A 26,427-nucleotide genomic window follows, 5' to 3' on the forward strand; every position below is an offset into this window, starting at 1 on the left:
GCGGATCAAGGTCACCTCCCATTTGGCAACCTTGAATCACTTCGAAGCCGATATGGGAATCCTTAAACGTCAACAGACCCTAGAAAGAAAGACGGAAATCGGGTGCCGCGCATCCATGGAATTTGTGAGAGATACAATATGTTCGCGTCTGTTCTGCGCAACGAGACATCCACCAGAACCGGCATCGCCCGGCAGTTCGAGCTGACACGGGGCGAAGCACGTATCGTCACCGCGCGCGGCGAGGTGCCACTGAGCCAGGTACAGCCCGGCGATATGCTCCTGACCCGCGACAACGGTTTGCAGCCTGTCCGCCGGGCCGTGACGTCCAACGCCAAGCGGCGCATGGAGGCTGTGAAGATTGCAAAAGGCGCTATGGGCAACGGCATGCCGCACAGCGATATCGTGCTGAGTGCGCATCACCGCGTCTTGGTGACAGGCGAGCTTGCAGCACTGCTGTTCGACTTGCCCGAGGCGCTGATCGAGGCGCGACATCTGCTTGGGCTGACAGGTGTTTCGGCCGATCAGACCGCGACCATGACACATCTTGAGTGTGACCATGACGAGATCGTTCTGGTCAACGGATGCTGGACCGAAGTTTTCTGTGCCGGGTCGGCGGACGCCGCGGCGCAGCATGGTGTTCGGCTTGCAGAACTGAAGGCAGCAGTCGCTCAGGACGCCCCTGTCGGCGGCTAGGGTTGTCCCGATTGCATGAGGTGAAGCGCGCGTTTCCTTGCGGAACGCGTGTTTTTTTGGTCTTGCAGATGCAGGCATGCCGCAGCGCGACGCAGGAACGCCATCTTCTTTCCATACAATAGCCTGCTCTGCGCTGTGTCGCGCCGCAATTTGAACATTGGAATTTGTTCAAATGCTGAGGGTCTATCAAGGTATCGAGAAGACCTGGCACAGGCAGGTTGCGGCCACTTTGGGATCAGCAAGAGCTGCGTCCCAAGCGGGCCGCGGAACCGCGAGAGAGCGAGAAGCAGGCGCGCGCATATGACAGGCGAATTGAGGGTCACAAGATTGGCATCGGCACCGCAGAGCAGGGACTGGTTTCTTCCACTGCACCTGCGCATGGCGATCCCCGACATGGCCGCGCTGCCCGGGTCCATTGGTGTGACGGGTTAAGCATGACGATACCCTTTTTTCACTTCTACCTGGGCAATCCCGGGGGCTTTCCGGACCCGGTCGAGGGCAACGGGATCGCTGAAAACCGTGACGTGTTCGACACCACGACATGGACCAGCGCCGCCAATCCAATGGCATTGGACGTGCCGAGCGTGTCTTGGCATCCGTCAATCCCTGACGCGGACAACATTCTGACGAACGAAAACTTGCGCCCGGATGATGACGCGGTGCAAACCCATGTCAGCACACAAGGCTACAGCGCGTCGTTTGATACTTGCACGAACGGAACGACCTCTGCGCTTGGGGCTGCGGTGGTCATTCAGAATTCATCGCGCAGTCTGAACCAATTGCCCCCTTACCGGTCCGGTGGGGCCTATGTCGAAGCACTGGAAGCCAAGCCGATCCAGCCGGTTACGCCGGGAACCACAACGGGCACCGGTTCGGATATCGGCACGGACGGATGGAACGATCTGATCGACACCGACCACTCGGACACCGGCCACTCAGGCACCGGCCATGGCGACCGGATGGGCGGCAACGCCGCCGCTTTTGCCTCCGGTGACGGCCCGGTCGACGGCGGGGATGATTTCGACACAGTTGATCTGACGGGGTCCGCGCAGCCCGGTGGGTCATTGACGGTGAATTACAGCGATCTGAACCCCGAGACCGGGCAGGTTCTCTATCGCAATGCCAGCACCACTGCCGTCGAGACACTGGAAACTGGCAGTATCGAAAGCGTGGCGGCCTGTTTTTGTGCCGGTACCCTGATCAAGACCTTACGCGGCGAAATACGCGCAGAGGATTTCCAGCCCGGCGACATGGTGCTGACCCGGGATGCCGGCTATCAGCCGGTACGATGGGTAGGCAGGCAATACCTGTCTGCGGCGCAGCTTTGTGCGCGGCCAATCTTGCGCCCGGTGACGATCCGGGCTGGCGCGCTGGGTCGAAACCAGCCCGAGCGCGATCTGACCGTATCGCCCCGGCACAGGATGCTGCTGTGCAATCCGCAGACGCAACTCTGGTTCGGCGAGGAAGAGGTGCTGGTCGCCGCGATGCACCTGCCCTGTCTGCAAGGGGTGTCCCCACGGATGCCGCAGGCCGGAGTGACCTATGTGCATCTGTTGTTCGACGATCACCAGATCATCTGTAGTGACGGCGCCTGGAGCGAGAGCTTTCAGCCCGGGGAGCAGGCGCTGACCAGCATGGACTCAGCGCAGCGTGACGAGATACTTGCGATTTTCCCCGAGTTGCGCGGCACCGCCCCGGATCGCGCATACCCCCCGGCGCGTGCAACCCTCATGGAGCATGAGGCGCGGGTGCTGGAACTGTAGCCGTCACTGTCGCGCGCGCCAGGCCGCCCAGGCCTCGGGTGTGTCCAGATCGGTCGTGGCATGGGCGTCGGGCAACGGGATCAGGTGCAGCGCGTCGCGATTTGCGGAAATTACGTGCCGCGCGCCCTCATCGCCGGTCAGGCCGCGCAATTCTGCAAAAAGACTGGCGGGAAAGACCACCGGATGCCCGGGCGTGCCGGCTGCGGAGGTGGCACGCAGGATACCTCCGGCGTAGGTGTCTGCCATATGGCACAGGTCGGCTGCGGTCAGCTCGGGCATGTCGGCGGGCAGGATCATCGTGGCGTCGATGCTGTCAGGCAGGGCCGAGATACCTGCGCGGATCGATGCGCCCATGCCCTGTGCCGCGTCGGGCACCGGCACGGGCGTGACGCCCGGCGGCAGGGTCTGGGCGCGGGGATGGTCCAGACCGGGCAGGGTGATCCAGACCGGAAGGCCGGTGGCCAGCGCGCGCCCGGCCAACACGGTCAGCAGCGGCTTGCCGTCCACGGTCTGTCGCAGCTTGTCGCCCCCGCGCATCCGCGAGGATTGACCGGCGGCAAGGATGAGGATCGCCAGTGTCATGCGCCCTTTCGGATGGCTGTGCCGGTGGCACGGTCGGATGCCTCCGGCGGGAGTTTACGGGCAAGATGAAGGGACAGGGCGCGCGCGCCGTCAACCCCGCATCCGGGCGCCATCGGTGTCGAACAGCGGCTGCAGCAGGCGGCGGGCGGCGTGGCGCTGGCCCAGGATCTCGATCTCGACCTCCAGATCGTCGGTGATCCGGTCCACGGGGACAAAGCCATAGGCGATGGACGTGCCGGTGTGGTGCGAATACCCGCCCGAGGTGCAGAACCCCACGACGGCATCGTCCAGCCAGATCGGCTCGTAGGCCACCACGTCGGCATCCGTCGCATCGACGGTGAAGTGCAGCAGGCGGCGGGCCGGGCCGGCGTCACGTTCAGCCTGCGCCGCATCACGCCCGATGAAATCGGCAGGCTTGGTCCACTGGATGAAGCGGTCCATCCCGGTCTCGGCGGCGGTGTAGTCGGGGCTGAACTCTCGCGCCCAACTGCCGAACAGCTTGTCCAGTCGCAGCGACATCATCGCGCGCATCCCGAAGGGGCGCATGCCGTGGGGCTGGCCTGCCTGCCACAGCGTCTGCCACAGCGCACGTTGCGCCATCGGATCGCAGTAGAGTTCGAACCCCAGATCGCCGGTATAGCTGACGCGCTGCACCAGGCAATCAACCATGCCGACGGTGATCTGGCGCACGTCCATGAACCGCATCTGCGAAATATCGGCCCGCGTGCAGTCGGCCAGCACGTCGCGCGCCCGTGGCCCCGCGATCTGGAACCCGGTCAGCCGATCGCTGACGTTCTCGACCGTCACGCCTGGGCCCTCGTGCTGTTCGAACCAGCGCATGTGGAACGCCTGGGCGCCATAGCTGGCGGTCAGTTGAAAGGTGTCATCGTTCAGGCAGGACACGGTGAAATCGCCCATCAGCCGCCCCTTGGGCGACAGCATCGGCGTCAGGCTCAGCCGTCCGGGTTTGGGGATGCGGCCCGCCATGATCCGGTCCAGCCAGTCGCGCGCGCCGGGGCCGGTGACAAGGTATTTGCCGAAATTCTGCGTCTCGTTGATGCCCACGGCGTTGCGCACCGCGGCCACCTCGCGCGCGGTCGCGTCAAAGGCGTTCGAGCGGCGAAACGACGGGGTTTCGAAACGTGGCTCATCGTCTTGGGCAAAGTAGTTCACGACCTCAAGCCCGTATTGCGCGCCCCAGACCGCGCCCATGCCGTCAAAGATGTCATACATGGGCGTCTGGCGGAACGGGCGGGCGGCGGGCAGCTCCTCGTTCGGGTAGGCGACGCTGAACCGTTTCTGGTAATTCTCGATCACCTTGGGGCGGGTGTAGCCCGGGGTGATCCAGTCGCCAAAGCGGGCGCAATCCATGGCAAAGGTGTCGCGCTCGGTCTCGCCCTCGACCATCCATTGCGCCAGCATCAGGCCGACGCCGCCGCCCTGGCTGAATCCGGCCATCACCGCGCAGGCGGACCAGTAGTTGCGCATCCCCGGCACCGGACCGACCAAGGGGTTGCCGTCGGGGGCAAAGGTAAAGGGGCCGTGGATCACCGATTTGACGCCCGCGCTTTCCAGCGCCGGAAAGCGCCGGTAGGCGAAGGCGATGCTGTCCTCGATCTTGTCGAAATCGTCGGGCAGCAGATCCTGACCGAAACTCCACGGCGTGCCGTCGACGGCCCAGGGGCGGCAGGGCTGTTCGTAGAACCCGATGCACAACCCGCGCCCTTCCTGCCGCAGATAGCTTTCGCCGGCCGGGTCCATCACATGCGGATGCTCGCGGCCATCCGCGGCCATTTCAAGGATCAGCGGCACGTCGCCGGTCACGATATACTGATGCTCCATCGGGTGCAGCGGGAAATAGACGCCTGCCATCGCGCCCACCTCGCGCGCCCACAATCCGGCGGCGTTGACCACATGCTCGGCGTGGATCGTGCCCTTGTCGGTGACCACGTCCCATGTGCCATCGGCGCGCTGGGTCGTTTCGCGCACCATGCAATGCGTCTCGATCGTGGCCCCGCCCATTTTCGCGGCGCGGGCATAGGCGTGGGTGGTGCCCGAGGGGTCAAGATGCCCGTCCAGCGGATCATACAGCCCCCCGATGATGCCTTCGAGGTTGGTCACCGGGGCAATTCTGGCGATCTCGTCCGGACCGACGATCTCGGTATCCAGACCCATGTAGCGATGCTTGGCGCGTTCCGCGATCAGCATGTCCATACGCTCGGCATTGTCGGCCAGGGTCACGCCGCCGACATGGTGCAGCCCGCAGGACATGCCGGTGATCGCCTCCAACTCCTTGTAAAGACGGATCGTATAGCCCTGAAGGGCGGCCATGTTGGTGTCACCGTTCAGGGTGTGAAACCCGCCGGCCGCGTGCCATGTGCTGCCGCTGGTGAGGTCAGACCGCTCGATCAGCATCACGTCGGACCAGCCCAGTTTCGTCAGGTGATACAGCACGCTGCATCCGACGACGCCCCCGCCGATCACGGCCACACGGGTTGTGGTTTTCATTGCCTATCTCCGCCTTGCGCTTTTGCGCAGGCTTTCGCGGATCGGGGTCGCGGGCAAGCCCAAAGGCGACAGATCGCGTCGCCCCTGTGACAGGCGCACTTGTATCGCTGCGACGGATGATGTCGGGATCGGGCAATCTTGTGCGCCCGACTCGGGGAAGTATGAACCGCGATACAGCGCAAGGAAGACCCGTATGAAAACCCATGCTCAGGCCGTCGTCATCGGGGGCGGCGTCATCGGATGCTCGATCCTGTATCACCTGACCAAGCTGGGCTGGACGGATGTGGTGCTGCTGGAACGGGATGAGCTGACATCGGGCAGCACCTGGCACGCGGCGGCCAATATCCACGGGCTGCATGACAGCGCTAATATCAGCCGGCTGCAGCATTACACCATGACCCTGTACAAGGAACTGGAGGCCGAGACCGGGCAGGGCTGCGGCGTGTTCCAGCCCGGCAGCCTGTATCTGGCGCAGACCGAAAATCGCGAGCATCAGTTGCGCCTGCAAGAGGCCAAGGCGCGGCTGTATGGCATGAACTTTCACGAGGTGACGCGCATTGAGGCCGAGCGGCTGCACCCGCTGGTGAATTTCGACGGCATCCGCTGCATCATGTACGAACCCGATGGCGGCAACGTCGACCCTTCGGGCGTGACCAATGCCTATGCCATGGGCGCGCGGCAGCGCGGGGGCGAGATACACCGCTTTACCCCAGTCACCGCGACGCGCCCGCAGCCTGACGGATCGTGGATCGTCGAGACACCCAAGGGCAACATCCACACGCAATGGGTGATCAACGCGGCGGGCCTGTGGGGGCGCGAGGTGGCGGCGCTGGCGGGCATCACCGTGCCGCTGCAACCGACCGAGCATCAGTATTTCGTCACCGAAACCCTGCCCGAGATTGCGGGCATGGATCGGCGTCTGCCCTCGGTCGCCGACCGCGATGGCGAGTATTACCTGCGGCAAGAGGGAAAGGGCCTGCTGATCGGTGCCTATGAGCGCGACATGCGGTTCTGGGCCGAAGGCGGCACGCCGCTGGATTTCGCGCATGACCTGTTTCCCGACGATCTGGACCGGATCATGGAGAACGTGATGCGCGCGATGGACAGGGTGCCTGCGGCGGCGCAGGCCGGGGTCAAGCGGGTGATCAACGGGCCGATGATCTGGTCGCCCGACAGCAACGTGATCCTTGGGCCGGTGCCGGAACTGCGCGGATATTTCATGTGCGGCGGGATCATTCCGGGCTTCAGCCAGTCGGCGGGCATGGGGCTGATGGTGGCGCAGTGGATCACCAGGGGCGAGATGGAATACGACATGTTCGGCTGGGACATCGCGCGGTTCGGCCTGTGGGCCAACGACCGTGATTTCGTCAAGGCCCGCGTGCGCGATGTCTATGCCAACCGATTTGCCATCCATTTCCCGAACGAGGAGCGCGCAGCAGGCCGCCCCCTGCGCACCCGCCCCGCATACCGGATGCAGCGCGACATGGGCGCGGTGATGGGCCTGAACTATGGCTGGGAGCATCCTCTGTGGTTTGCCGACACGCCCGATCACGTCGATACCAACGGCTTCACCCGCCAGAATTGGTGGGACGGCGTGGGGCGCGAGGTACGTATGCTGCGCGACCGGGCGGGCATCATCGACATCTCGAATTTTGCCCGCTACCGCGTCACCGGCAAGGGGGCCGAGGCGTGGCTGAACGCGGTCTTTGCCAACCACATGCCGGTTGCTGTAGGGCGGTCCTGCCTGACGCCGCTGATCGGCAGGCGTGGCGGGATCGCGGGGGATGCCACGGTGACGCGATTGGGCGACGAGGCGTTTTTCGTCGTGTCCTCGGGGATGGCCGAACGCTATCACAGCCGGTTCTTTGCCGAAGTGCCGCTGCCCGAGGGCACGACCTTTGAAAGCGTGACCGAGGCGATGTGCGGGTTCAACGTGGCCGGGCCGCTGTCGCGCGATCTGATCGGGCGGCTGACCAATGCCTCGCTGGCCACGGCCGAGTTTCCCTTCATGGCCTCGCGACGGATCACCGTGGCCGGGGTCGATTGCGTGGCGATCCGTGTCAGCTTTACCGGCGATCTGGGGTGGGAACTGCATTGCGCGGCGGGCGATCAGGTGGCGCTGTATTCCGCGCTGCTGGAGGCCGGCCGCGATCTGGGGGCGGGGCCGGTGGGCAGCCGCGCCCTGGGCAGTCTGCGTATCGAAAAGGGCTATGGCAGTTGGTCACGCGAATACAGCCCCGAATACTGGCCGCAAGAGGTGGGGCTGGAGCGGCTGGTCAAGCTGGACAAGCCGTTCCTGAACCGCGATGCGGCGGCGCAGGTGATGGCCCAGCCTGCGCGCGAGCGTCTTGTGATGCTGGAGATCGACAACGCGGCCTGTGACGCCAGCAACGCCGATGCCACCGGGGGCGAGCCGATCTTTCAGGGCGGGCAGGGGATCGGGCGGGTCAGTTCGGGGGCGTATGGCTACTCGGTCGGCAAATCCCTGGCGCTGGGGTTTGTCAAAGGTGTCGCACCGGGCGACCGGGTCGAGGTGATGATCCTGGGCCGCCCGCACGGGGCCACGACCCTGCCCGAGCCGCCGTTTGATCCGGCGGGCACACGGCTGCGCGCCTGACAGGTTGGCGCGCTATTCCTCGCGCCCTGCGGCCTTGAGCCGGGCATGAAGCGGCCCGGCCTCGGCCGCGCCGGATTCGAGCGCGAAAACATAGGCATGTGTCAGGTAGAACCATGCCGCATCTGGATCGGGGCTGGTATCGGCCGCCTCGGTGTACCAAGCGATCAACGCAGTCCGGTCGCCCGTGGCATGGGCCGTCAGAAGGCGGTGATCCAGATCGGTCATTCGGCGGCTTGTTTCTGGCCACGATGGGTTTCGACCCGCGCCGCCACCCAGTCGTGAAAACAATGCGTCGGCCCGTCCATCGCCGGGCTGAACCGGCCACCGTCGAACATCGGCGCGTGGCGACCGCGCTGCATGCCTTCGACGACAAAGATGTCCTCTTCGAACACGGTCTTCCAAAGCTCGGCGTTGCGCGCGCGCAACTGTGCGTCCGTGTCGGGGCAGGGATAGTAGATGTGAACGTGCTCGACCGTGCGTTCCGGCCCCTGTGGCAGCAGAACGATGGCAAAGGCGTGGTCGCGGTGCACTCCGAGCAGGACATTCGGATAGATCGCAATGTATTCGGCCGCCGTGTCCCAGGTGTCAGGCAGATCCTCGAAATCGGGAAAGGGACGGCCCTGTTCATCGCGCAACTGGCGATAGACCCGCGTGCCCTGACCGGAAAATGCGCCGGGGCGTTCGATGTTGTAGTGATCCTCCAGCCGGGAATAGCTGTTCAGCCCGGGATGCACCCAAGGCAGATGATAGCTTTCGCAGTAGTTCTCGACCGCCAGTTTCCAGTTGCTGGCGACGGTCAGTTGAAACCGACTTTCATCCCCGCCATGAAACAGCGGCCTGTCGAAATCGCGCCAGCGGTCCAGCCCCTCCGCCATCGCGGTTTCAAAGGGTGGCGCGGTGCCGCTGACGTTGATCCAGACCACGTCGAACCAGATGTGGCTGCGGATCTCGACCAGACCCAGATCGGCGCGGTTCACGTCCGCATGGGTGTTCTGCCCCGGCCCGCCCACATGCGGCGTGCTGACCAGCCGGCCGTCCTTGGCGTAGCACCAGGAATGATAGGGGCAGCGGATCGCGCCTTCGACCTTGCGGGGGGCGTCGATCAGGATCATGCCGCGATGGCGGCAGGTGTTCTGGAACACCCGCACCGCGCCATCCGCATCGCGGATCAGCAGCAGCGGCATGCCCAGAAACGTGATCGGGACCGCATCGCCCGGTTCGGGCACGTCGGCCGCCACGGCCAGCCCTGCCCATTGCGAAAACAGCAGCGCGTGCTTTTCCTCGTCGAAAACCGCACTGTCGATGTAATGGGCGTTCGGCAGGCCATTGGCCTGTGCCACGGGGCGGCGAACGGTATCAAGCCGGGTCAGTGTCATCTGCGCCTCCTGCCATGGGTTGAAAGGCAGGATAGGGCCGATCCGGCGCTTTCGGTCGCCCGGCTACGACCGCTGCATGTCGCAAACCGGCAGGCGCGGGTCAGATCAGGGGCTGGTCGATCTGCAGCAGGCGCAGATGGTGGGTCAGCAGGTCATCCGCCTCGCAGTACCCGGCACAGCGTGCGGCGCGCAGGATCGCCGCCGTGTCGTTGCCCAGATGCTCGTACACCATCCGGGTCATCCGCCGCCCGGCGGGCTGGCTGCGCACGGTGCGGGTGACATAGCCCTCCCAGAAATTGTTCTCGTAAGAGGCGACAGGGGCCAGGAAGTTGTAACTGCCAGTCTTGGCGCCGCGCCGCGCGATCAGGATCGATACGCCCTCGTCCTGACGCAGGACCACGCCGCGAAATTCGCGTTGCGCCCGGCTGAGAGGCAGGCCCTGGTGGCGCATCGCCTCGCGCGGTTCCAGCCCGCTCAGGACCGCGTGCCCGTCGATCCGTCGGATCAGTACGATGCCTTGCAGGAACTTTCGGTCGTCCAGAAACCCGCGCCTGGAAAACCGGTAGAATCCGCTTGGAAACATCTGTTCTGGCACATGTGTTGCATCGGGTCCCAACCAGTCGTTCAGGTATGGATGCGAAAGAACACTTTGTTCAGTCGACACCAGATCGCAAAGCGGCGTCAGCAGGATACGGGCATCGACACCGAAAAACCGGCATATACGGTCCAGTATGTCGGGCCGTGGAAAGCTTTCGCCGGCGAGGTAGCGGTTGAACTGCGTTCGGTTGATCCCAAGCTCGGCGCACAACGATGATATCGAGGCGTATTCACGCGACAAAATGCGCAGGTTGCTACCGAAAACGGCGCGCAGTTCCGCGGGTGACAATGGCTGTTCGCTGACAGTCATCGTGGGTTCCGTTTGATTTGAGTATCCCCGCGTGCATCACATTAGAAAGGTTAGCTTCATGGAAGGGAAAGTCAAAGTATGACGCGCATGAGACTCGGAATTGACGCTACATAGCGTCAATTCCGAGGGGCTATTGACACAAAACCATTCAGGGCTTCGCATAATTTGCCATGTCGTATCGCGCTGAAGTTGTGCAAAGTAGAACCATTGGGGAAAACTACAGGGTAATCAGATGTATGGGGTCGTACTTTGGTGTTCGGGCGACAGCCGCAAGGCTGTAATCTGGTGTGAGGATCATGGTGATCTGGCGTATTCGCAGGATATAGACACCGACATGGTGCTTGAGGCAGGGGATCTTGTGCGGTTTCGTACCGAGCAGACGCGGCGCATGCGACTGGCGCGTGATGTCATTCTTGTCGATCACGAAAGGTATGCCAATCTGCCCGAGAGGCTGAAAGCCGCCGGTGCACAGGGCAGGGGAGACGGGGCCGAGGTGGTCGCGTTCGATCCAACCGCAAGACACAAGCGGGCTGCCGGACATCTAACGCCTGTTGCCGCCGTCGTCTGAAGCCCCGCGCGCATCCTTTGCACCTTAAGTGGGTTGTCAGCCGACAGGCTGAGAACCGCTGCGCGCAACCGGTCTGATACCTGTCTAAACCCCGCGCGACAGGGCCGCGACGCCCGTGCGGGCCACTTCGACCAGACCAAGCGGGCGCATCAGGTCGGCAAAGGCGTCGATCTTTTCGGGCGTGCCCGTGATCTCGAACACGAAGCTTTCCAGCGTGCTGTCGACCACATTGGCGCGAAAGATATCCGCCAGGCGCAAGGCCTCGACCCGCTTGTCGCCTTCGCCCGCGACTTTCAGCAGCGCCAGTTCGCGTTCCACGCTGGGGCCTTCGACGGTCAGGTCATGCACGTCATGCACCGGCACGATGCGGCCAAGCTGGGCCTTGATCTGCTCGATCACCTGTGGCGTGCCGGTTGTCACCACAGTGATCCGGCTCAGCCCGCTGGCATGATCCACCTCGGCCACGGTCAGGCTTTCGATGTTGTACCCGCGCGCAGAGAACAGCCCGATCACGCGGGCCAGCACACCCGCCTCGTTGTCGACGATCACGGCCAGGGTGTGTTTCTCCTGCACATCCGAGAATGTGGGGCGCAGGTTGTAGGCGGAGTGGCTGGTGGAGCCCTTCTTGATATGTAGCGGCGACATGGCAATCGTCCTTTGGGGTTGTGTCACGTGTCGGGCGGGCAGGGGCGGAAGCGGTGGGTTTCACCCACCCTACAGCTGTCGGTAGGGTGGGTGCCAACCCACCCCTAGACCAGCACCGAGCCCTTGGCGTCGATCACGCCCTGGGTTTCGGCCTCGCCCAGCAGCATTTCGTTATGCGCCTTGCCCGACGGGATCATCGGAAAGCAGTTTTCGTGCTTTTCCACCAGGCAGTCAAAGATCACCGGCCCGTCGTAATTGATCATCTCCATGATCGCATCGTCCAGATCGGCAGGGTCGTCACAGCGGATGCCCTTGGCGCCAAAGGCCTCGGCCAGCTTGACGAAATCGGGCAGCGCCTCGGACCACGAATGGCTGTAGCGTTCGCCGTGCAGCAATTCCTGCCACTGGCGCACCATGCCCAGCCGTTCGTTGTTCAGGATGAACTGATTGACCGGCAGGCGGAACTGGATCGCGGTGCCCATTTCCTGCATGTTCATCAGCCAGCTTGCCTCGCCCGCGACGTTGATCACCAGCGCCTCGGGGAATGCCTGCTGCACGCCGATGGACGCCGGAAAGCCATAGCCCATGGTGCCCAGCCCGCCGCTGGTCATCCAGCGGTTGGGGTCTTCAAACCCAAGATACTGTGCCGCCCACATCTGGTGCTGCCCGACCTCGGTGCAGATATAGCGGTCGTATGTCTTGGTCAGTTCTTCCAGCCGGTGCAGGGCGTATTGCGGCTTGATGATCTTGCCTTCCTGCTTGAATTTCAGGCAATCCACCTTGCGCCATTCGTTGATCCGGCCCCACCATTTTTCCAGCGCCTCGCGGTTGGTCTTGCGCCCGCGTGCCTTCCAGATCTTCAGCAGATCCTCAAGCACATGCGCGATGTCGCCGACGATGGGAATGTCCACCCGGATCACCTTGTTGATCGAGGAGGGGTCGATATCGATATGCGCCTTGGCCGATTTGGGGCTGAAAGCGTCGATCCGCCCGGTGATGCGGTCGTCAAAGCGCGCGCCGATGTTGATCATCAGGTCGCAGCCGTGCATCGCCATGTTGGCCTCGTACAGGCCATGCATGCCCAACATCCCCAGCCATTTGTCGCCCGACGCCGGATAGGCCCCAAGACCCATCAGGGTCGAGGTGACAGGAAAGCCCGTCGCCTCGACCAGTTCGCGCAAAAGCTGACTGGCGGCTGGGCCTGAGTTGATGACACCGCCGCCTGTGTAGAACACTGGCCGTTTCGCGGTCTCCAACGCTTCGACCAGTTCGGTGATGCTTTCCAGGTCGCCCTTGACTCGCGGGGCGTAGTGGCTGGTGTTTACCTGCTTGGGCGCGACGTAATCCGAGGTGGCAAACTGCACGTCCTTGGGAATGTCCACCAGCACCGGGCCGGGGCGGCCGGCGGTGGCGACGTGGAACGCCTCGTGCAGCGTCGAAGCCAGGGTGGCGGGGTCCTTCACAAGCCAGTTGTGCTTGGTGCATGACCGGGTGATGCCGACGGTATCGGCCTCTTGAAACGCATCCGAGCCGATCATGAAGGTCGGCACCTGTCCGGTCAGAACCACGATCGGGATCGAATCCATCAGAGCATCGGTCAGGCCGGTTACCGCGTTCGTGGCGCCGGGGCCGGAGGTGACGAGGCAGACGCCGGGTTTGCCGGTGGCGCGGGCGTAGCCTTCGGCGGCGTGCACGGCACCCTGTTCATGGCGCACGAGGATGTGCTTGATCCCGTTTTGCTGAAAAATCTCGTCGTAAATCGGTAGCACGGCCCCGCCGGGATAGCCGAATACCGTGTCCACGCCCTGATCCAAAAGGGCCTGAACCACCATTTTCGCTCCGGTCATCTGACGTGTCATGTGCTTGCTCCGTCTACCAACGTATTGTTTTTTCGCAAAAAAAACCCCCGATGGTCAATCGGGGGCGCATGGGTCTGATATGGTGTCCGTTACCGGCCCATGCGCCAACTATCCAAGATAATTACGACGATTTTCATCGGGGTGGTCTCCTTTGCGTGGCATGGGTTTATGCCCGTGCGCAGGGGGCGTCAACCACTCTTGGAGGCGATTTTGTGAATTTTATGTCGCAGGGTGGGGTCGCAGGGTTCTTTTGTTGCGCAGTTTGGGCGCAGAGACCGATCCGCCGCACCTTAAGGAGTGCATTTGTTGACAGGCACCGCCCATGCACCAACCATGCACAAGCCATATGCATCACGCAGGCAAGAGGAGGACACGACATTGACCCGGACACAGACAACCATGGTGCCGCACCTGGGCGGATCGCAGATCGGCTACCGCATGCCGCGCCCCTATGATCCGACCAAGCCGGTGCTGGTGATGGTCAATTCGTTCAGCACCTCGGCGGAGCTGTTCACGCCGCAGTTCGATGATGACGCGCTGGCCGGTGCGGCCAACCTTCTTGCGATCGAGCTGTTCGGGCATGGCGACACCCGCAGCCCCGGCGAGACTTTCACCTATTGGGACACCGCGATTGCGAATTTTCAGGTGATGGATGCGCTGGGGATCGACAAGGCCTTTGTCATGGGCACCTCGCAGGGGGGCTGGGTTGCGGCGCGCATGGCGATGCTGCAGCCCGACCGGATACAGGGCATCGTGCCCCTGGGCACGTCGATGGATGCAGAAACGATCCGCAGCCAGACCCTTGGATGCTGGAACGGCGACGAGGTATGCTCGCCCGTGATCGCGCAACTGACCGCGCCGGTGGGTGACGACTGGACCGTTGCGGGCGAGTTCACCGACTTCATCCTGTCTGCGGGCATCGGTGGCCCGGCCTCGGACGCGCAGCGCGAGCATTGGCACGAGCTGCATCGCAAGAATTACGCAGGTGACGCGGGGCGGCGGCGGTTGCTGATGGCGGCGATCAACCTGCGTGACCGGGACGGGCTGCACGGGCGGCTGGGCTATGTGACCTGCCCGGTGCTGTGGATGCACGGCACGTCGGATCAGGTGTATTCTGTCGCCAACGCGCAGGACGAGATCGGGCTGTTCACCGCCGCGCCCGACGCGCGGGTCGAGGTGGTCGAGGGCGGGCAGCATTTCCTGTCCGCCTCGCACCCGGGGCAGGTGAACGAGGCCACGATCGCGTTCATCGACCAGTGGTCATAGTATTGCGCGTCAGGGCAAGCGGATTGCCCTGACGGATCACTTCTTGCGGCGGGGCGCGGCGTTGCCGCCTTCGGGCGCGCGCTTTGGGCCGGTGCCCTTGGGGCCAGCCCCATAGGGTTTCTTGCCGGGTTTGGCACCCGGTTTGGTACCAGGGCGCTCCATCCGCTTGGACGGGTCCGAGGCACCGGCGCGGGCCGTGCTTTTGGCGGCGGCGGGGGCTGCGGCGGGCTTGGACCCGGCATGGGGCTTGCTGCCGGGTTTGGCCCATGCGGCCTTGTGCGTGGCCGGATTGCGCGGCTTGCGCGGCGGACCATCCGTGCCACGGGGCTTTGCAGGGCCTGTCGATCTGGGCTTGTCCCAGGATTTTGCCGGAGCTTTAGACGGCGCTTTGTACGGGGCCTTGGCAGGCGCGGACGGTGCCGCGTCGGTCGGTGTGGCTGGGGCCGCTGCTCTGGCCGGTTTGGGGCGGGCCGGGCTGCTGTCCGGGGTCCAGTCGCCGCGCGGTTTGTCACGTGGCTTGTCACGGGCGGGGGCCGGTTTGCGCGGGCCGTCGCCTGTCGGGCGGGTTGGGCGCGGACGGTCGGCCGGGGGCGCGGCGGCGCGGCGGGCGGTCACGCCATCCTCCAGCAGCCCATCGGGGCCAAGCTGCGCCAGCAGGCCGGGCACGGCGGCCTCGTCGATTTCCACAAGGCTGACATCGGGCTGCACGCGAATCTTGCCGATCTGCGACTTGTCCAGATTGCCCGCGCGGCACAGCAGCGGCAGCAGCCAGCGCGCCTCGGCGCGCTTGTCCTCGCCCACCGACAACTCGAACCAGACCGAGGGGCCAAAGGACGCGCGCTTGGCCTTGGGGGCACCGGGGCCGGGGCGGGTGTTGACCTCTTCGGGCACCGACAGCCCGGCGCGATAGAGCCGCAGGCAGGCGGTGGCGATCTGTTCGGGCGTGCGGTCTGCCAGCAGACGGGTGGCGAAATCGGCCTCGGCCGCGGTGGCGGGCTTGGTCCAGACCTCGTCGGCCATCAGGCGGGTTTCATCCAGTGCCAGGATTTCGTCGGCGCTGGGGGCGGCGATCCATTCGGCCTCGATCTTGGCCCATTTCAGGATGCGCTCGGCCTTGCGCGCGGCCTTGTCCGGCACGATCAGTGCGGAAATCCCCTTGCGCCCGGCGCGGCCCGTGCGGCCCGAGCGGTGCAGCAGACCTTCGGTGTTGGTGGGCAGATCGGCATGGATCACCAGATCGAGGTTGGGCAGATCGATCCCGCGCGCGGCCACATCTGTGGCCACGCAGACGCGGGCGCGCCCGTCGCGCATGGCCTGAAGGGCGTGGCTGCGCTCGTCCTGGCTCAACTCTCCCGAGATGCTGACCACGGCCAGCCCGCGATTGGCCAGCCGCGCGGTCAGCCGGGCCACCGCGGCGCGGGTGTTGGCGAACACGATGGCCGTGGGCGCATCGTGGAACCGCAGCAGGTTCATGATGGCATGTTCGGCCTCGTGGCTGGCGACCTGCACCGCCTGATAGGTGATGTCGGCGTGCTGCGTCCCGCGCGAGATCGTGGTGACGCGCACGGCGTCGCGCTGAAACTGCTTGGCAAGTTCGGCGATGGCGGGCGGCACGGTGGCCGAGAACAGCAGCGTGCGGCGGGTGTCGGGCGCGGCCCCCAGCATGAATTCCAGATCCTCGCGGAAGCCCAGATCAAGCATCTCGTCCGCCTCGTCCAGAACGATGGCGCGGATGTCGCCCAGATCCAGCGCGCCGCGCGTGATGTGATCGCGCAGGCGACCGGGCGTGCCGACGACGATATGCGCGCCGCGTTCCAGCGCGCGGCGTTCCTCGCGGGCGTCCATGCCGCCGATGCAGGACACCACCCGCGCGCCGGTCTTGGCGTAAAGCCAGACAAGTTCGCGCTGGACCTGCAGGGCCAGTTCGCGGGTGGGCGCGATGATCAGCGCCAGAGGTGCTGCGGGCGGGCCCATGCGGGCCTCGTCGCCCATCAGGGTGTGGCCGATGGCAAGGCCAAATCCGACGGTCTTGCCCGACCCGGTCTGGGCCGAGACCAGCAGATCGGCATCGGCCAGCTCGGGCGCGGTGACGGCCTGCTGCACATCGGTCAGCGTGTCGTACCCGCGTTCTGCAAGGGCGTCGGTAAGGGTCGAGATCATGGGGATATATCCGTAAGGCGATGCGCCGCGCGGGGCGCGAAAGAGTGCACCGCTATGGCACGGCGCAAGGGATGTCTAGGCATATCCGCAGTGCTGCACGCAAATGGCGGATTTGTCCAGTGCTAGAGGCCCACGCCGGTGCCCTGCAACACCCCGTGCTCCATCGCGTAGCGGGTCAGACCGGCGGTCGAGGAGATGCCCAGCTTGCGCTTGATGTTCTTGCGGTGGGTTTCGACCGTGCGCACCGAGATGTCCAGTGCCAGCGCCACCTGCTTGTTGGACTTGCCCTGCGCCAGTTGCAGCAGCACGGTCTGTTCGCGCCCGGTCAGCGCCTCGCGGCCGGCACCTTCGGGTGACAGGCTGCCCTGAGCGCCGGTGCACAGGTATTGCTGCCCGCGCATCACGGCATCGATGGCGGTGCGGATCTCGTCGGTCGGTACGTCCTTGAGGATATAGCCCTGCGCGCCGTGGCTGAGCGCCGAGGTGATGTATTCGGGGCTGTCATGCATCGACAGGATCAGGATGCGGGTGCCCGGGCGGCGTTCGAGGATCATCTCGGTCGCGGTGAGCCCGCCAATGCCGGGCATGTTGAGATCCATCAGGATCACGTCGGGGGCCAGCGCACAGACCCGGTCGATGATCGCGCGGCCATTGGTCAGCGCGGCCAGAACGTGGATGTCATCATAGCTTTCAAGGATCGATTCAATGCCTTCGGCCACCATCGGGTGGTCATCGACGATCACAACCTTGATCGGGTCGGTCATGCGCTTGCCTTTGTCTTTTCGGTGTCGCTGCCCTGTTCGGGGGGCAGCATGTGGGTCAGTGGCACCATCGCCTCGATCGCGGTGCCGGTCCTGCTGGACAGGATACGCAGGCCGCCGTCAAGCTGTTCGACGCGTTCCTGCATGTTGCGCAGGCCAAGGCCCCCGGTGCCGGGGCGGGTGGCGTCGATGCCGCGGCCATTGTCGCTGATGCGCAGGGTGGCGCCGTTGCGGTGACCGCGCAGGTCGATGGAGACGCGGCTGGCCCCGGCGTGGCGTTCGATATTGGTCAGTGCCTCCTGCGCGATGCGATAGAGTGCGATCTTGGCCTCCTGATCCAGACGGTTGCGGAACACCACGGTGTTGCAGTCCGTGGTGATGCCGGTGCGGGTGGCGAAATCCTCGGCCAGCGCCTTGAGCGCCGGGCCAAGCCCCAGATCGTCCAGCGCGCCGGGGCGCAGATCGCGGCTGATGCGGCGCACCTCGGCGATGGCGGTGGACAGGTGGCCCAGCCCCTTGTCCAGCATGTCAGTGGCCCGGTGGTCGCCCTGGGCCATGCGGCGGCGGGCCACGTCGAGCGCATAGCGCACGCCGACAAGGATCTGGCTGATGCCGTCGTGCAGTTCGCGCGCGACGCGGGCGCGCTCTTCCTCCTGGGCGTCGAACACCCGCTGGGTCAGGCGTTTGAGCTTGGCATCGGCCAGCCGGCGCTCGCGGATGTTGATCAGCCAGCCGGACAGGAACACCGCCACCAGCGCGCCCGCCGCGATCAGCCCGATATAGAGGAAGGTGCGCTGCACGCGGGCCTCGACCTCGGCGCGGGCGGCGGCGACGGTGGTCAGGATGTCGTCGATATAGACGCCGGTGCCAAAGGCCCATTGCCAGTCCTGCAGACCCATCACGTAGGTGATCATCCGCGCCTCCTCGCCGGTCGAGGGCTTGGGCCACAGGTGATCGACATAGCCCGCGCCGCCGCGCGCGACGCGGATGAACTCGGCCACGACCGGCGTGCCCTCGCTGTCGGTCAGGTGCATCCAGTTGCGGTTGATCAGCTCGGTCTGGCGCGGGCTGACCAGATTGGTGCCGTCATAGTCATAGACAAAGAAAAACCCCTCGGAGCCATAGATCATGGCGGCGAGGATCTGTTTCACGCGCACCTGGCTGCGGGTGTCGTCGGGGGCGGCGGGGCCGTAGATGAAGAAGAACGCGTTGCGCGCCTGGGTGACGTAGTTGCGCAGCTCGTCCTTCTTGGCGGCGATCAGACGGGTTTCGAGCGACCGGATCTCGCGCTCGGCCAGTTGGCGCGACTGCACGGCGACCAGCAGCGCGATGGCCGCCACCGCCACGATCAGCGGCAGCGTGGCCAGCGCGAACAGTTTTTGTCCATAGCTGAGACGCGGGCGTTTCCACAGGTGTGCCATATCCGATTCGATACGGGGGAATCACCGCAAGGCAAAGCGAATTCCGGCACCCGGGTGCTGCAAGCCCGGACCTTGGCCCGGTCCAGCGCCACAGAGGGGACAAAAAAAACGCTCCAAGCCATGCGCCTACGTATTACTAGGTATTCCATCTTTGCATCACATCGGTCTAGTGTCTGCACACTTTAACGATCCGTTCGCGGGGGGAGACGCGCGCGAACTGACATAACGGGAGGAAAACCTTATGGATCGTCGTTCTTTTCTGAAAAAATCCGCATTGGGCGGTTCGGCCGCAGCCGCATCGGCACTGGCGGCACCGGTATATGCGCAGGGCAACCGTACCCTGACGCTGGTCACCACCTGGGGCCGTGGTCTGGCGGGTGTGCATGACAGCGCGCAGTACTGTGCCGACATGATCACCGCTCTGACCGACGGTCAGCTGACCGTCGACCTGAAGGCCGGTGGCGAACTGGTCGGCGCGTTCGAGGTGTTCGACGCGGTGTCTGCGGGCCAGGCCGACATGTACCACGGCGTTGACTACTATTTCCTTGGTCAGCACCCGGCGCTGTCGTTCTTCAGCCAGATCCCGTTTGGCATGACCTTCATGGAATACAACAACTGGCTGTACCACATGGGCGGTCAGGAGCTGGCCGACAACCTGTACAGCATCTTTGGCCTCAAGGCCTTTGCCGCAGGCAACACCGGCCCGCAGTCGGGTGGCTGGTTCTCGAAAGAGATCAACGGCCCCGAGGATTTCCAGGGTCTGCGCTTCCGCATGCCCGGGCAGGGTGGTCAGGTGCTGGGCAAGCTGGGCGCATCGGTGCAGAACCTGCCGGGTGCCGAAGTGTACCAGGCGCTGTCGTCGGGTGCCATCGACGGGACCGAGTGGATCGGACCTTGGGCCGACGAAAAGGCCGGTTTCCAGGAAGTGACCAACATCTACTACACCGCCGGTTTCCACGAGCCGGGCCCGAACCTGAACATCGTCACCAACCTGGAAGTGTACGAAAGCCTGACACCTGCGCAGCAGCGTGCCATCGAAATGACGGCTCAGGCCTCGAACATCTGGACCATGTCGCTGTTCATGGCCAACAACGGTTCGGCCCTGCAGCGTCTGCAGTCGGGCGGTGTGAAGGTCATGGAATTCCCCGACAGCGTCTGGGATGCCTTTGGTGCCGCCGCGCAGGAAGTGATCGAAGAGCCGATGGGCGATGACATCTACAAAGAGTGCTATGACAGCTACATGGCCTCGATGCGCAGCTCGGCCAGCTGGGCCGGCATCTCCGAAGGCGAGTATACCCGCCAGCGGAACCGCGTGATCGGCCTGTAATACCGGCACTCACGAACTTGCACGCCCCTGTCCAGCATGGGGGCGTGTCTTTGCACCTGCACAGCGGCAAGAAGACCGTCTGGCAAACCTGTCCTTTGGACAATCAAGGGAGGCCCCCATGGAAGAGACAGCGTCGCCCGGCGTGCTTGGCGCCCTTGCTGACGGGATCATCTGGTTCATCAGCAACATCTTCATGGCGTTCTACAACCTCGGCTATGCAATCACGCATCCGCAGCTCTGGCTGGACTGGTCCAACCCCGAGGCGGTGATGCGCGTCGTCTATTACGGTGGCTCGGTCGAGTTCTTCTTTGTGGCCTTCGTGACCATACTGGTGGTTTTCGGCATCGGCCTGTGGCGCAACAGCTTCATGTGGGGCTGTGTCAGGGTGCTGGAAGGCTTTGCCAACGCCACCGGGCGTCTGTTTGCCTGGGCGGGCCTCATCATGGTGCTGCAACAGGTCTTCATCGTCTTTGTGCAACGCATCTTTGCCAGCCCCGACATGGTGTTCGGCTTTGGGCTGGGCCTGCAGCGCGACATCAGCTGGTATGCCGAAGAGCTCAAGCTTTACAACGCCATGGTGGTCTCTCTTTGCGTGACCTACACATTCGTGCAGGGCGGTCATGTCAGGGTCGACCTGATCTATGCGGGGGTGAAGTATCGCACCAAGAAGATCATCGACATGGTCGGCGCCGTGATCTTCATGATGCCGATGGCGGTGATCACCTGGATGTACGGCTGGTACTTCCTGTGGCGGCACCTGATCACGCCGAAACCCTCGGCCAGTGAATCGCTGGACCGGCTGATGATGAAATCGCGCGCGTTCCGGTGGAATGTCGAGACGATCAGCTTTTCGCCCAACGGCTTTGATGGCTATTTCCTGTTCAAGATCCTGCTGGTGGCCTTTGCGGGCATGGTGTTCGTCCACGCCGTTGCGGTCTTCATGCGGGCCTTCCTGCAATGGAAGGAAGGGCCGGAAAGCGAAACCAAATACCTCGACCGCGATACGCTTGGCGAGGGCGAAGAAGCCTACGAAGGCACGCATTAACTCCAGGGGCAGTGACCAATGTTATTCGGACTTGACGGCGTCGAGATCGGCCTGATCATCGTATTCATGTGTCTTTTCGGGGGCATCCTGTCGGGCTTTCCGGTGGCGTTTGCCATTGGCGGGGCCGGGGCCGTGTCCTTCGGGATCATTGCCGCACTCGACAGTTCGGGGCTGTTGATCCACCAGGCCATCGACCGATCCTCGGAGATGTACCGCGATCTGGTGTCCACCGGCGTGCGACCGGAATCGGTATCCATCTTCCGATACCCGGACTTGCCGCGCGTGGGCGAACCCGTGTTCCCGCAAGGCTGGGAAACGGCGATGGACCGCAACCTGTCGTTCATCGTCAACCGCATCAACGAGCGGGTTCTGGCGGGCCAGTCGATCGAGACCCTGCTGGCGGTTCTGATGTTCGTGCTGATGGGCATCACGCTGGAACGCTCAAAGATCGCCAATGACCTGCTGACCACGATGGCGCGCGTCTTTGGGCCGCTGCCCGGCGGTCTGGCCGTGTCGGTGGTGGTCGTGGGTGCGTTTCTTGCGGCCTCGACCGGGATCGTGGGGGCCACGGTGGTCACCATGGGCCTGCTGTCGCTGCCAACCATGCTGCGCGCGGGCTACAGCCCGGAATTGTCGACCGGGGTCATCGCGGCCTCGGGCACGCTGGGGCAGATCATCCCGCCCTCGATCGTGATCGTTCTGCTGGGCACGCTGGCGGGCGATCTGTATTCCACCGCGCAGGAGCAGCGCGCGCAGCTTGCGGGCTGCGGTGACGCGCTGACCTATCTGGGCAAACCGGCGGTGGTGTCCGTGGGCACGCTGTTCCAGGCGGCGCTGCTGCCCGGCATCCTGCTGGCGTTCCTGTATGCCGCCTATGCCTTTGGCTATGCGCTGTTCAACCCGTCCAAGGCCCCTGCCGTGGAACTGGGCAGCACCAATGCCGAGGTGATCACCCGCAACGAGTCGCTGACGTGGTTCGTGGGCGTGCCGATCGCCTTGATCGGCGGCGCGATCATGCTGGCCCAGGTCGGCGTGATCGGCAGCCAGAACTTGCAGGTGGACACGTTCACGGATGCAGGTCAGTCCGCCAGCCTGCGCACGAATGTCAGCCCGCAGTGCCAGGAGGCGATGATCGAGCTGCACGGGCAGGAGGCATGGGACGATGCCGTCGAAGAGCAGCGCGAGATCGACGCCGCAGGCGGCGTCTCGAGCAGCGAGCGGCTGAGCATCTTGCAGATCGCAGACCTGCGCGACGTCATGGTCTCAGACGCCGCGCCCATCGGCACCGGCATTTCGATCCTTGCCATCATGCTGGCGCTGATCCTGACCACGGCGCGCGGGGTTCTGCCCTCGGCCAACCAGCGGCCCATTGCCATCGGTCTGATCGGTGTGGGTCTGATGCTGCTGGTGGATGTCCTGTTCCTGACGCCGCTGACCAGCATGGGCGCAACCTGGGTCATGATGGCCATTCCGGTGCTGATCGCCCTGTGGGGCTGCCGGGAGGCGGTGGGCCGACTGGCCCAGAACGAGCTGATCCGCGTGGTGTTCCCGCCGCTGGTTCTGATCGTGGCGGTGCTGGGGTCGATCCTTGGCGGCATCACCAACCCCACGCCCGCCGCAGCGCTGGGGGCGGCAGGGGCGATCATGCTGGCCGCCTATCGCAAGCTGCGTGATGACAACAAGTCGGGCAAGATCATCATCTGGTCGAACTTTGCGCTGGTCCTGATGATCCTTGTCGGCATCAACTTTGATCTGCGGGTGGGGGGTGAAATCGTTGCGGCCGAAAACTGGGTTGCGTTCTTCGTGGCCTACGCCGCGTTCCTCTATGCCGCCTTCGGTCTGCTGTATGCCTGCTTTGTGCTCTATGCGGGCGGTATCCTGACTCCGGCGGTGCGCGAAACGGCCAAGGTGACCTCGATGGTGTTTGCCATCCTGATCGGGTCGCAACTGCTGAACCTTGTGGTCATCTCGTTCGGAGGCGAGCATTACATCCAGCAGTTCCTGCAAAGCTTTGACAACGAGTTCAAGGTTTTCCTGATCGTGATGCTGGTGCTGTTCATCCTGGGCTTCGTGCTCGATTTCCTTGAGATCATCTATATCGTGGTGCCCATCGTGGGCCCGGTGATCTATGGCGGCACGTTCGATCCGTCCTGGGTGACGATCATGATCGCGGTGAACCTGCAGACCAGTTTCCTGACGCCGCCATTCGGCTTTGCGCTGTTCTATCTGCGCGGGGTAGCCCCCAGGGAGGTGACGACAGGCCACATCTATCGCGGCGTGCTGCCCTTTGTGCTGATCCAGGTGATCGGGCTGGCGATCCTGTGGTTCTTCCCAGGAATCGTGACCATCGTGCCCGATCTGCTGGGCGGGTGACCGGGGTCTGACGGACGGAATGAGAAACGCGGCGGTCCTTCGGGGCCGCCGCGTCTGGTTTTGCCCAATGGCAAAATGCCGTAGGCAGAATTGCAAGGCAGGATAGGGGGCGTCAGCCCTTGGCGGGGCGCGCGCCGGGCAGCGAGATGTTGGCCACCTGCTCGGCGATCGGGTCGGTATTCAGCGGATGCAGTTCCGACGAGTAATCCGCCGGGTTGCGCATCTTTTCCCACCGATTGCCGGAATAGAGCTCAAGCCCGCTGAACTTGGCCTTGTAGCCCATCTTGGGGCTGTCGGGCACCCAGTAGCCCAGATAGACAAAGGGCAGGCCCGCCTCGCGCGCGATCTCGATATGATCGAGGATGATATAGGTGCCCAGCGACGCCTGCGGCCGGCCCGGTTCGTAGAACGAATAGACCAGGCTGACCCCGTCATCCAGGATGTCGGTCAGGCACACGGCTGTCAGAGCGTCGGTTTCGCGGTCGGTGTATTCCACGATGCGCGTGCGGATCGAGGTTTCCTCGATCATCGCGGCAAATTCGAACACGTCCATGTCGGCCATCCCGCCATCGGCGTGCCGGCTGTCAAGGTAACGCCGGAACAGGGCATACTGATCCTCGGTCGCCCAGGGCGACGTGGCCTTGCGCGTCAGCGCCGCATTGCGGCGGGTGGTGCGTTTCTGGCTTTTGGAGGGGGCGAAATCGGCCACGCGGATGCGCGCCGACATGCAGGCCGCGCAATCGGCGCAGGACGGGCGGTACAGCACGTTCTGCGAACGGCGGAACCCCTGCTTGGACAGGGTGTCGTTCAGCCGCTCGGCCCCGTCGCCCTGAAGCGCGGTGAACAGCTTGCGCTCCATCCGGTTGGCCAGATAGGGGCAGGGCTGTGGGGCCGTCACGTAAAACTGTGGCGCGATAGGTAATGTGTGCCGCATGTGTACCGTCGTTGAGTGGATTTGTCCCGAGACTAGCCCACACAAACCCCTACGCCAAGGGGGTAGAGCGCCCTTGGTTAGCGTTGCGCGCTGCGGTTCAGCGCCACGGTGCCCAGCACCAGATCGCTCAGGCCCTGGCCACGCTCGCTGGTCAGCATCATCACGATGGATGCGGCCTGCACGATGAACGTGCCCATCGACAGGGTATAGCCCAGCGTGTGCAGGCAGGCGGTGACGAAGTCAAAGCGTGTGCCCTGGGTGGTGCGGAATTCGATTGCCATCAGGCGCATCCCCCAGGTGGCCGAGCCGTTGCTGAGGGTGATCACCCGGTAGGCAAAGCCCACCACCAGCATCAGGAAGGGGAAAAACAACAACCCCGTGAAGGCTGTGAACGGCAGGATGACAAGGCAGATGCCGATGATCAGGACCGTATCCACCACAAAGGCCAGCAGGCGCTTTGTGGGCACATCGGCGTAGAACTCGGGCTGTAGCTGCGGATCGGGCAGGGCGGTCAGGGTCATTGCGGTCCCTCGGGTCAGGGGTGACGCAGCCCGCCGGGCGGGCGGGCTGCACTGGCGGTGCGTGGCTCAGGCGTCGTCGCCTTCGGTCGCGCTGGTGCGCTTGGCGCGGTCGTCCATGAACTGGTCGAACTCGGCCTTGTCCTTGGCATCGCGCAGACGCTCCAGGAAGGCTTCGAACTGCTCCTGCTCTTCTTCCAGGCGCTTCAGCGTGTCAGCCTTGTAGGCGTCAAAGGCGCTGTTGCCACTGGTTTTCATGGCGCCATAGGCGTGACGGGCCATCGGGCTGCGGGTGGAACAGGATTTCGAAAACATGCGTTTACTCCAGATCATGTAGGCCAGAAGGGCAAGCCCGATGGGCCAGAAAAAGATGAAGCCGAGGACCATGGCGGCGATCCATGCGCCTTTGCCACGGGCGTCAAGCCAGCTTTCGGCGCGCGACAGCCAACCGGCAGAGCGGGCTGTGGCGTCTTGGAAGGTTGCGGCGGGGGTCATGTCTGTCTCTCCGTTGGTTGTGATGTGAATGTCTTTCACATTACACAAGGTGGGAAGAAGGGAAGGGGTTTGCAAGGGTTTATGTGAACGATTTTTACATTATGGGGTTTGCACTTTGAATTCAGCGACTTGCGCTCCGCTGAGCTGTACCAGATCGGCGGATTTCAGGGCAAAGACATGGCGCGGAGTGCCTGCGGCGGCCCAGATTTCCGCGAAATCCATCAGACGGGGATCGGCCCAGGCGCGGATCGGGTTCAGATGCCCGACCGGGCTGACCCCGCCGATGGCAAAGCCCGTTTGCGCGCGCACGGCGGCGGCATCGGCGCGGTCCAGCGGCTCGCCCGCCAGTGCGGATGCCTTGGCCGCATCGACCTGATTGCCGCCCGCGGTCAGGAACAGCAGGCACTGGCCGCTGTCATGGCCCTGAAAGATGATCGACTTGACGATCTGATCGAGTGCGCAGCCCACGGCATCCGCTGCCTCCTGCGCGGTGCGTGCGCCGTCGGTTTCGCGGATTTCGGTGGTGATCCCGGCCTCGTCCAGCGCGCGGCGCACGCGCGCCATGCTTTTGCTCATGATGGGTGTCCCTGTCCTGCCTCGCGTGTTTGT

Annotated in this window: 22 protein-coding genes; 8 read left to right on the plus strand and 14 right to left on the minus strand. The window is 64.0% G+C overall.

Annotation, left to right across the window (positions count from 1 at the left end; genetic code table 11):
- Positions 1-138: 138 nt before the first annotated feature.
- Complete coding sequence (locus ACFTOW_RS17785) at positions 139-693, plus strand: Hint domain-containing protein (protein WP_379918222.1); 555 nt, start codon at positions 139-141, stop codon at positions 691-693.
- A gap of 434 nt (positions 694-1,127) precedes the next feature.
- Positions 1,128-2,456, plus strand: a complete 1,329-nt coding sequence (locus ACFTOW_RS17790; protein ID WP_379918224.1) for a Hint domain-containing protein — start codon at positions 1,128-1,130, stop codon at positions 2,454-2,456.
- 3 nt (positions 2,457-2,459) lie between these two features.
- Here the strand turns inward: ACFTOW_RS17790 and ACFTOW_RS17795 are convergent, their stop codons facing one another.
- Together ACFTOW_RS17795 and ACFTOW_RS17800 are read right to left on the minus strand one after the other, a co-directional pair.
- On the minus strand, positions 2,460-3,038 hold the full coding sequence (locus tag ACFTOW_RS17795; RefSeq protein WP_379918226.1) for a nucleotidyltransferase family protein: 579 nt from the start codon (positions 3,036-3,038) through the stop codon (positions 2,460-2,462).
- Positions 3,039-3,128: 90 nt separating this feature from the next.
- Positions 3,129-5,546: a GcvT family protein gene (locus ACFTOW_RS17800; RefSeq protein ID WP_379918228.1), complete on the minus strand. Its 2,418-nt coding sequence runs from the start codon at positions 5,544-5,546 to the stop codon at positions 3,129-3,131.
- Positions 5,547-5,739: 193 nt separating this feature from the next.
- Between ACFTOW_RS17800 and ACFTOW_RS17805 the strand changes: the two genes are divergently transcribed.
- Positions 5,740-8,163: a GcvT family protein gene (locus tag ACFTOW_RS17805; RefSeq protein WP_379918230.1), complete on the plus strand. Its 2,424-nt coding sequence runs from the start codon at positions 5,740-5,742 to the stop codon at positions 8,161-8,163.
- A gap of 12 nt (positions 8,164-8,175) precedes the next feature.
- Here the strand turns inward: ACFTOW_RS17805 and ACFTOW_RS17810 are convergent, their stop codons facing one another.
- The 3 genes from ACFTOW_RS17810 to ACFTOW_RS17820 all read right to left on the minus strand — a co-directional run bounded on the left by ACFTOW_RS17810 (position 8,176) and on the right by ACFTOW_RS17820 (position 10,446).
- The gene (locus ACFTOW_RS17810) at positions 8,176-8,388 is read right to left on the minus strand and encodes a hypothetical protein (RefSeq protein WP_379918232.1); all 213 of its coding nucleotides are present in this window, start codon (positions 8,386-8,388) and stop codon (positions 8,176-8,178) included.
- On the minus strand, positions 8,385-9,539 hold the full coding sequence (locus ACFTOW_RS17815) for an aromatic ring-hydroxylating oxygenase subunit alpha (RefSeq protein WP_379918234.1): 1,155 nt from the start codon (positions 9,537-9,539) through the stop codon (positions 8,385-8,387). Before ACFTOW_RS17815 ends, ACFTOW_RS17810 begins: the two co-directional genes overlap by 4 nt.
- A gap of 100 nt (positions 9,540-9,639) precedes the next feature.
- On the minus strand, positions 9,640-10,446 hold the full coding sequence (locus ACFTOW_RS17820; RefSeq protein ID WP_379918236.1) for a helix-turn-helix domain-containing protein: 807 nt from the start codon (positions 10,444-10,446) through the stop codon (positions 9,640-9,642).
- Between the two features lie 232 nt (positions 10,447-10,678).
- On the opposite strand from ACFTOW_RS17820, the gene ACFTOW_RS17825 reads away from it, so the two are divergent.
- Positions 10,679-11,014, plus strand: coding sequence for a hypothetical protein (locus ACFTOW_RS17825; RefSeq protein WP_379918238.1), 336 nt, complete (start codon positions 10,679-10,681; stop codon positions 11,012-11,014).
- Positions 11,015-11,098: 84 nt separating this feature from the next.
- Here the strand turns inward: ACFTOW_RS17825 and ilvN are convergent, their stop codons facing one another.
- The gene (gene ilvN / locus ACFTOW_RS17830) at positions 11,099-11,659 is read right to left on the minus strand and encodes an acetolactate synthase small subunit (RefSeq protein ID WP_379918240.1); all 561 of its coding nucleotides are present in this window, start codon (positions 11,657-11,659) and stop codon (positions 11,099-11,101) included.
- 104 nt (positions 11,660-11,763) lie between these two features.
- Entirely contained in the window at positions 11,764-13,518 is a 1,755-nt protein-coding gene (locus ACFTOW_RS17835; protein WP_379918242.1) for an acetolactate synthase 3 large subunit, read from the minus strand.
- Positions 13,519-13,896: 378 nt separating this feature from the next.
- On the opposite strand from ACFTOW_RS17835, the gene ACFTOW_RS17840 reads away from it, so the two are divergent.
- Positions 13,897-14,784 carry an alpha/beta fold hydrolase gene (locus ACFTOW_RS17840; RefSeq protein WP_379918244.1) on the plus strand — a complete coding sequence of 296 codons (888 nt, stop codon included), beginning with the start codon at positions 13,897-13,899 and terminating at the stop codon, positions 14,782-14,784.
- Between the two features lie 36 nt (positions 14,785-14,820).
- On the opposite strand, the gene ACFTOW_RS17845 is transcribed toward ACFTOW_RS17840, so the two are convergent.
- The 3 genes from ACFTOW_RS17845 to ACFTOW_RS17855 form a co-directional block, all read right to left on the minus strand.
- On the minus strand, positions 14,821-16,944 hold the full coding sequence (locus tag ACFTOW_RS17845; RefSeq protein WP_379918247.1) for a DEAD/DEAH box helicase: 2,124 nt from the start codon (positions 16,942-16,944) through the stop codon (positions 14,821-14,823).
- Positions 16,945-17,066: 122 nt separating this feature from the next.
- The gene (locus ACFTOW_RS17850) at positions 17,067-17,708 is read right to left on the minus strand and encodes a response regulator transcription factor (RefSeq protein ID WP_379918249.1); all 642 of its coding nucleotides are present in this window, start codon (positions 17,706-17,708) and stop codon (positions 17,067-17,069) included.
- Positions 17,705-19,126 (minus strand): cache domain-containing protein, encoded by a 1,422-nt coding sequence (locus ACFTOW_RS17855; RefSeq protein WP_379918251.1) that lies wholly within the window; start codon positions 19,124-19,126, stop codon positions 17,705-17,707. The genes ACFTOW_RS17850 and ACFTOW_RS17855 overlap by 4 nt, the downstream gene beginning before the upstream one ends.
- A gap of 241 nt (positions 19,127-19,367) precedes the next feature.
- On the opposite strand from ACFTOW_RS17855, the gene ACFTOW_RS17860 reads away from it, so the two are divergent.
- The 3 genes from ACFTOW_RS17860 to ACFTOW_RS17870 all read left to right on the plus strand — a co-directional run bounded on the left by ACFTOW_RS17860 (position 19,368) and on the right by ACFTOW_RS17870 (position 23,871).
- Entirely contained in the window at positions 19,368-20,453 is a 1,086-nt protein-coding gene (locus ACFTOW_RS17860) for a TRAP transporter substrate-binding protein (RefSeq protein ID WP_379918253.1), read from the plus strand.
- Positions 20,454-20,571: 118 nt separating this feature from the next.
- Positions 20,572-21,498 carry a TRAP transporter small permease subunit gene (locus ACFTOW_RS17865; RefSeq protein ID WP_379918255.1) on the plus strand — a complete coding sequence of 309 codons (927 nt, stop codon included), beginning with the start codon at positions 20,572-20,574 and terminating at the stop codon, positions 21,496-21,498.
- Positions 21,499-21,516: 18 nt separating this feature from the next.
- Positions 21,517-23,871 (plus strand): TRAP transporter large permease, encoded by a 2,355-nt coding sequence (locus tag ACFTOW_RS17870; RefSeq protein WP_379918257.1) that lies wholly within the window; start codon positions 21,517-21,519, stop codon positions 23,869-23,871.
- Between the two features lie 112 nt (positions 23,872-23,983).
- On the opposite strand, the gene ACFTOW_RS17875 is transcribed toward ACFTOW_RS17870, so the two are convergent.
- The 4 genes from ACFTOW_RS17875 to ACFTOW_RS17890 all read right to left on the minus strand — a co-directional run bounded on the left by ACFTOW_RS17875 (position 23,984) and on the right by ACFTOW_RS17890 (position 26,394).
- Positions 23,984-24,805 (minus strand): arginyltransferase, encoded by an 822-nt coding sequence (locus ACFTOW_RS17875; RefSeq protein ID WP_379918259.1) that lies wholly within the window; start codon positions 24,803-24,805, stop codon positions 23,984-23,986.
- Between the two features lie 77 nt (positions 24,806-24,882).
- Complete coding sequence (locus ACFTOW_RS17880; RefSeq protein WP_379918261.1) at positions 24,883-25,326, minus strand: RDD family protein; 444 nt, start codon at positions 25,324-25,326, stop codon at positions 24,883-24,885.
- Positions 25,327-25,392: 66 nt separating this feature from the next.
- Positions 25,393-25,818 carry a DUF2852 domain-containing protein gene (locus ACFTOW_RS17885; protein WP_379918263.1) on the minus strand — a complete coding sequence of 142 codons (426 nt, stop codon included), beginning with the start codon at positions 25,816-25,818 and terminating at the stop codon, positions 25,393-25,395.
- A 99-nt stretch (positions 25,819-25,917) separates the two neighbouring features.
- Entirely contained in the window at positions 25,918-26,394 is a 477-nt protein-coding gene (locus ACFTOW_RS17890) for a YbaK/EbsC family protein (protein WP_379918265.1), read from the minus strand.
- Positions 26,395-26,427: the final 33 nt, after the last annotated feature.

It is taken from the genome of Lacimonas salitolerans, assembly GCF_042677865.1.
Lineage (GTDB): Bacteria > Pseudomonadota > Alphaproteobacteria > Rhodobacterales > Rhodobacteraceae > Lutimaribacter > Lutimaribacter salitolerans.

What these genes read in the sequence shown, in the direction of transcription:
- ACFTOW_RS17800 (WP_379918228.1), bottom strand. Translation starts at nt 5,546, where the DNA reads ATGAAAACCACAACCCGTGTGGCCGTGATCGGCGGGGGCGTCGTCGGA.
- ACFTOW_RS17850 (WP_379918249.1), bottom strand. Translation starts at nt 17,708, where the DNA reads ATGACCGACCCGATCAAGGTTGTGATCGTCGATGACCACCCGATGGTG.
- ACFTOW_RS17805 (WP_379918230.1), top strand. Translation starts at nt 5,740, where the DNA reads ATGAAAACCCATGCTCAGGCCGTCGTCATCGGGGGCGGCGTCATCGGA.
- ACFTOW_RS17795 (WP_379918226.1), bottom strand. Translation starts at nt 3,038, where the DNA reads ATGACACTGGCGATCCTCATCCTTGCCGCCGGTCAATCCTCGCGGATG.
- ACFTOW_RS17835 (WP_379918242.1), bottom strand. Translation starts at nt 13,518, where the DNA reads ATGACACGTCAGATGACCGGAGCGAAAATGGTGGTTCAGGCCCTTTTG.
- ACFTOW_RS17810 (WP_379918232.1), bottom strand. Translation starts at nt 8,388, where the DNA reads ATGACCGATCTGGATCACCGCCTTCTGACGGCCCATGCCACGGGCGAC.
- ACFTOW_RS17865 (WP_379918255.1), top strand. Translation starts at nt 20,572, where the DNA reads ATGGAAGAGACAGCGTCGCCCGGCGTGCTTGGCGCCCTTGCTGACGGG.
- ACFTOW_RS17825 (WP_379918238.1), top strand. Translation starts at nt 10,679, where the DNA reads ATGTATGGGGTCGTACTTTGGTGTTCGGGCGACAGCCGCAAGGCTGTA.
- ACFTOW_RS17880 (WP_379918261.1), bottom strand. Translation starts at nt 25,326, where the DNA reads ATGACCCTGACCGCCCTGCCCGATCCGCAGCTACAGCCCGAGTTCTAC.
- ACFTOW_RS17815 (WP_379918234.1), bottom strand. Translation starts at nt 9,539, where the DNA reads ATGACACTGACCCGGCTTGATACCGTTCGCCGCCCCGTGGCACAGGCC.
- ACFTOW_RS17855 (WP_379918251.1), bottom strand. Translation starts at nt 19,126, where the DNA reads ATGGCACACCTGTGGAAACGCCCGCGTCTCAGCTATGGACAAAAACTG.
- ACFTOW_RS17820 (WP_379918236.1), bottom strand. Translation starts at nt 10,446, where the DNA reads ATGACTGTCAGCGAACAGCCATTGTCACCCGCGGAACTGCGCGCCGTT.
- ilvN (WP_379918240.1), bottom strand. Translation starts at nt 11,659, where the DNA reads ATGTCGCCGCTACATATCAAGAAGGGCTCCACCAGCCACTCCGCCTAC.
- ACFTOW_RS17785 (WP_379918222.1), top strand. Translation starts at nt 139, where the DNA reads ATGTTCGCGTCTGTTCTGCGCAACGAGACATCCACCAGAACCGGCATC.
- ACFTOW_RS17875 (WP_379918259.1), bottom strand. Translation starts at nt 24,805, where the DNA reads ATGCGGCACACATTACCTATCGCGCCACAGTTTTACGTGACGGCCCCA.
- ACFTOW_RS17890 (WP_379918265.1), bottom strand. Translation starts at nt 26,394, where the DNA reads ATGAGCAAAAGCATGGCGCGCGTGCGCCGCGCGCTGGACGAGGCCGGG.
- ACFTOW_RS17845 (WP_379918247.1), bottom strand. Translation starts at nt 16,944, where the DNA reads ATGATCTCGACCCTTACCGACGCCCTTGCAGAACGCGGGTACGACACG.
- ACFTOW_RS17790 (WP_379918224.1), top strand. Translation starts at nt 1,128, where the DNA reads ATGACGATACCCTTTTTTCACTTCTACCTGGGCAATCCCGGGGGCTTT.
- ACFTOW_RS17885 (WP_379918263.1), bottom strand. Translation starts at nt 25,818, where the DNA reads ATGACCCCCGCCGCAACCTTCCAAGACGCCACAGCCCGCTCTGCCGGT.
- ACFTOW_RS17860 (WP_379918253.1), top strand. Translation starts at nt 19,368, where the DNA reads ATGGATCGTCGTTCTTTTCTGAAAAAATCCGCATTGGGCGGTTCGGCC.
- ACFTOW_RS17870 (WP_379918257.1), top strand. Translation starts at nt 21,517, where the DNA reads ATGTTATTCGGACTTGACGGCGTCGAGATCGGCCTGATCATCGTATTC.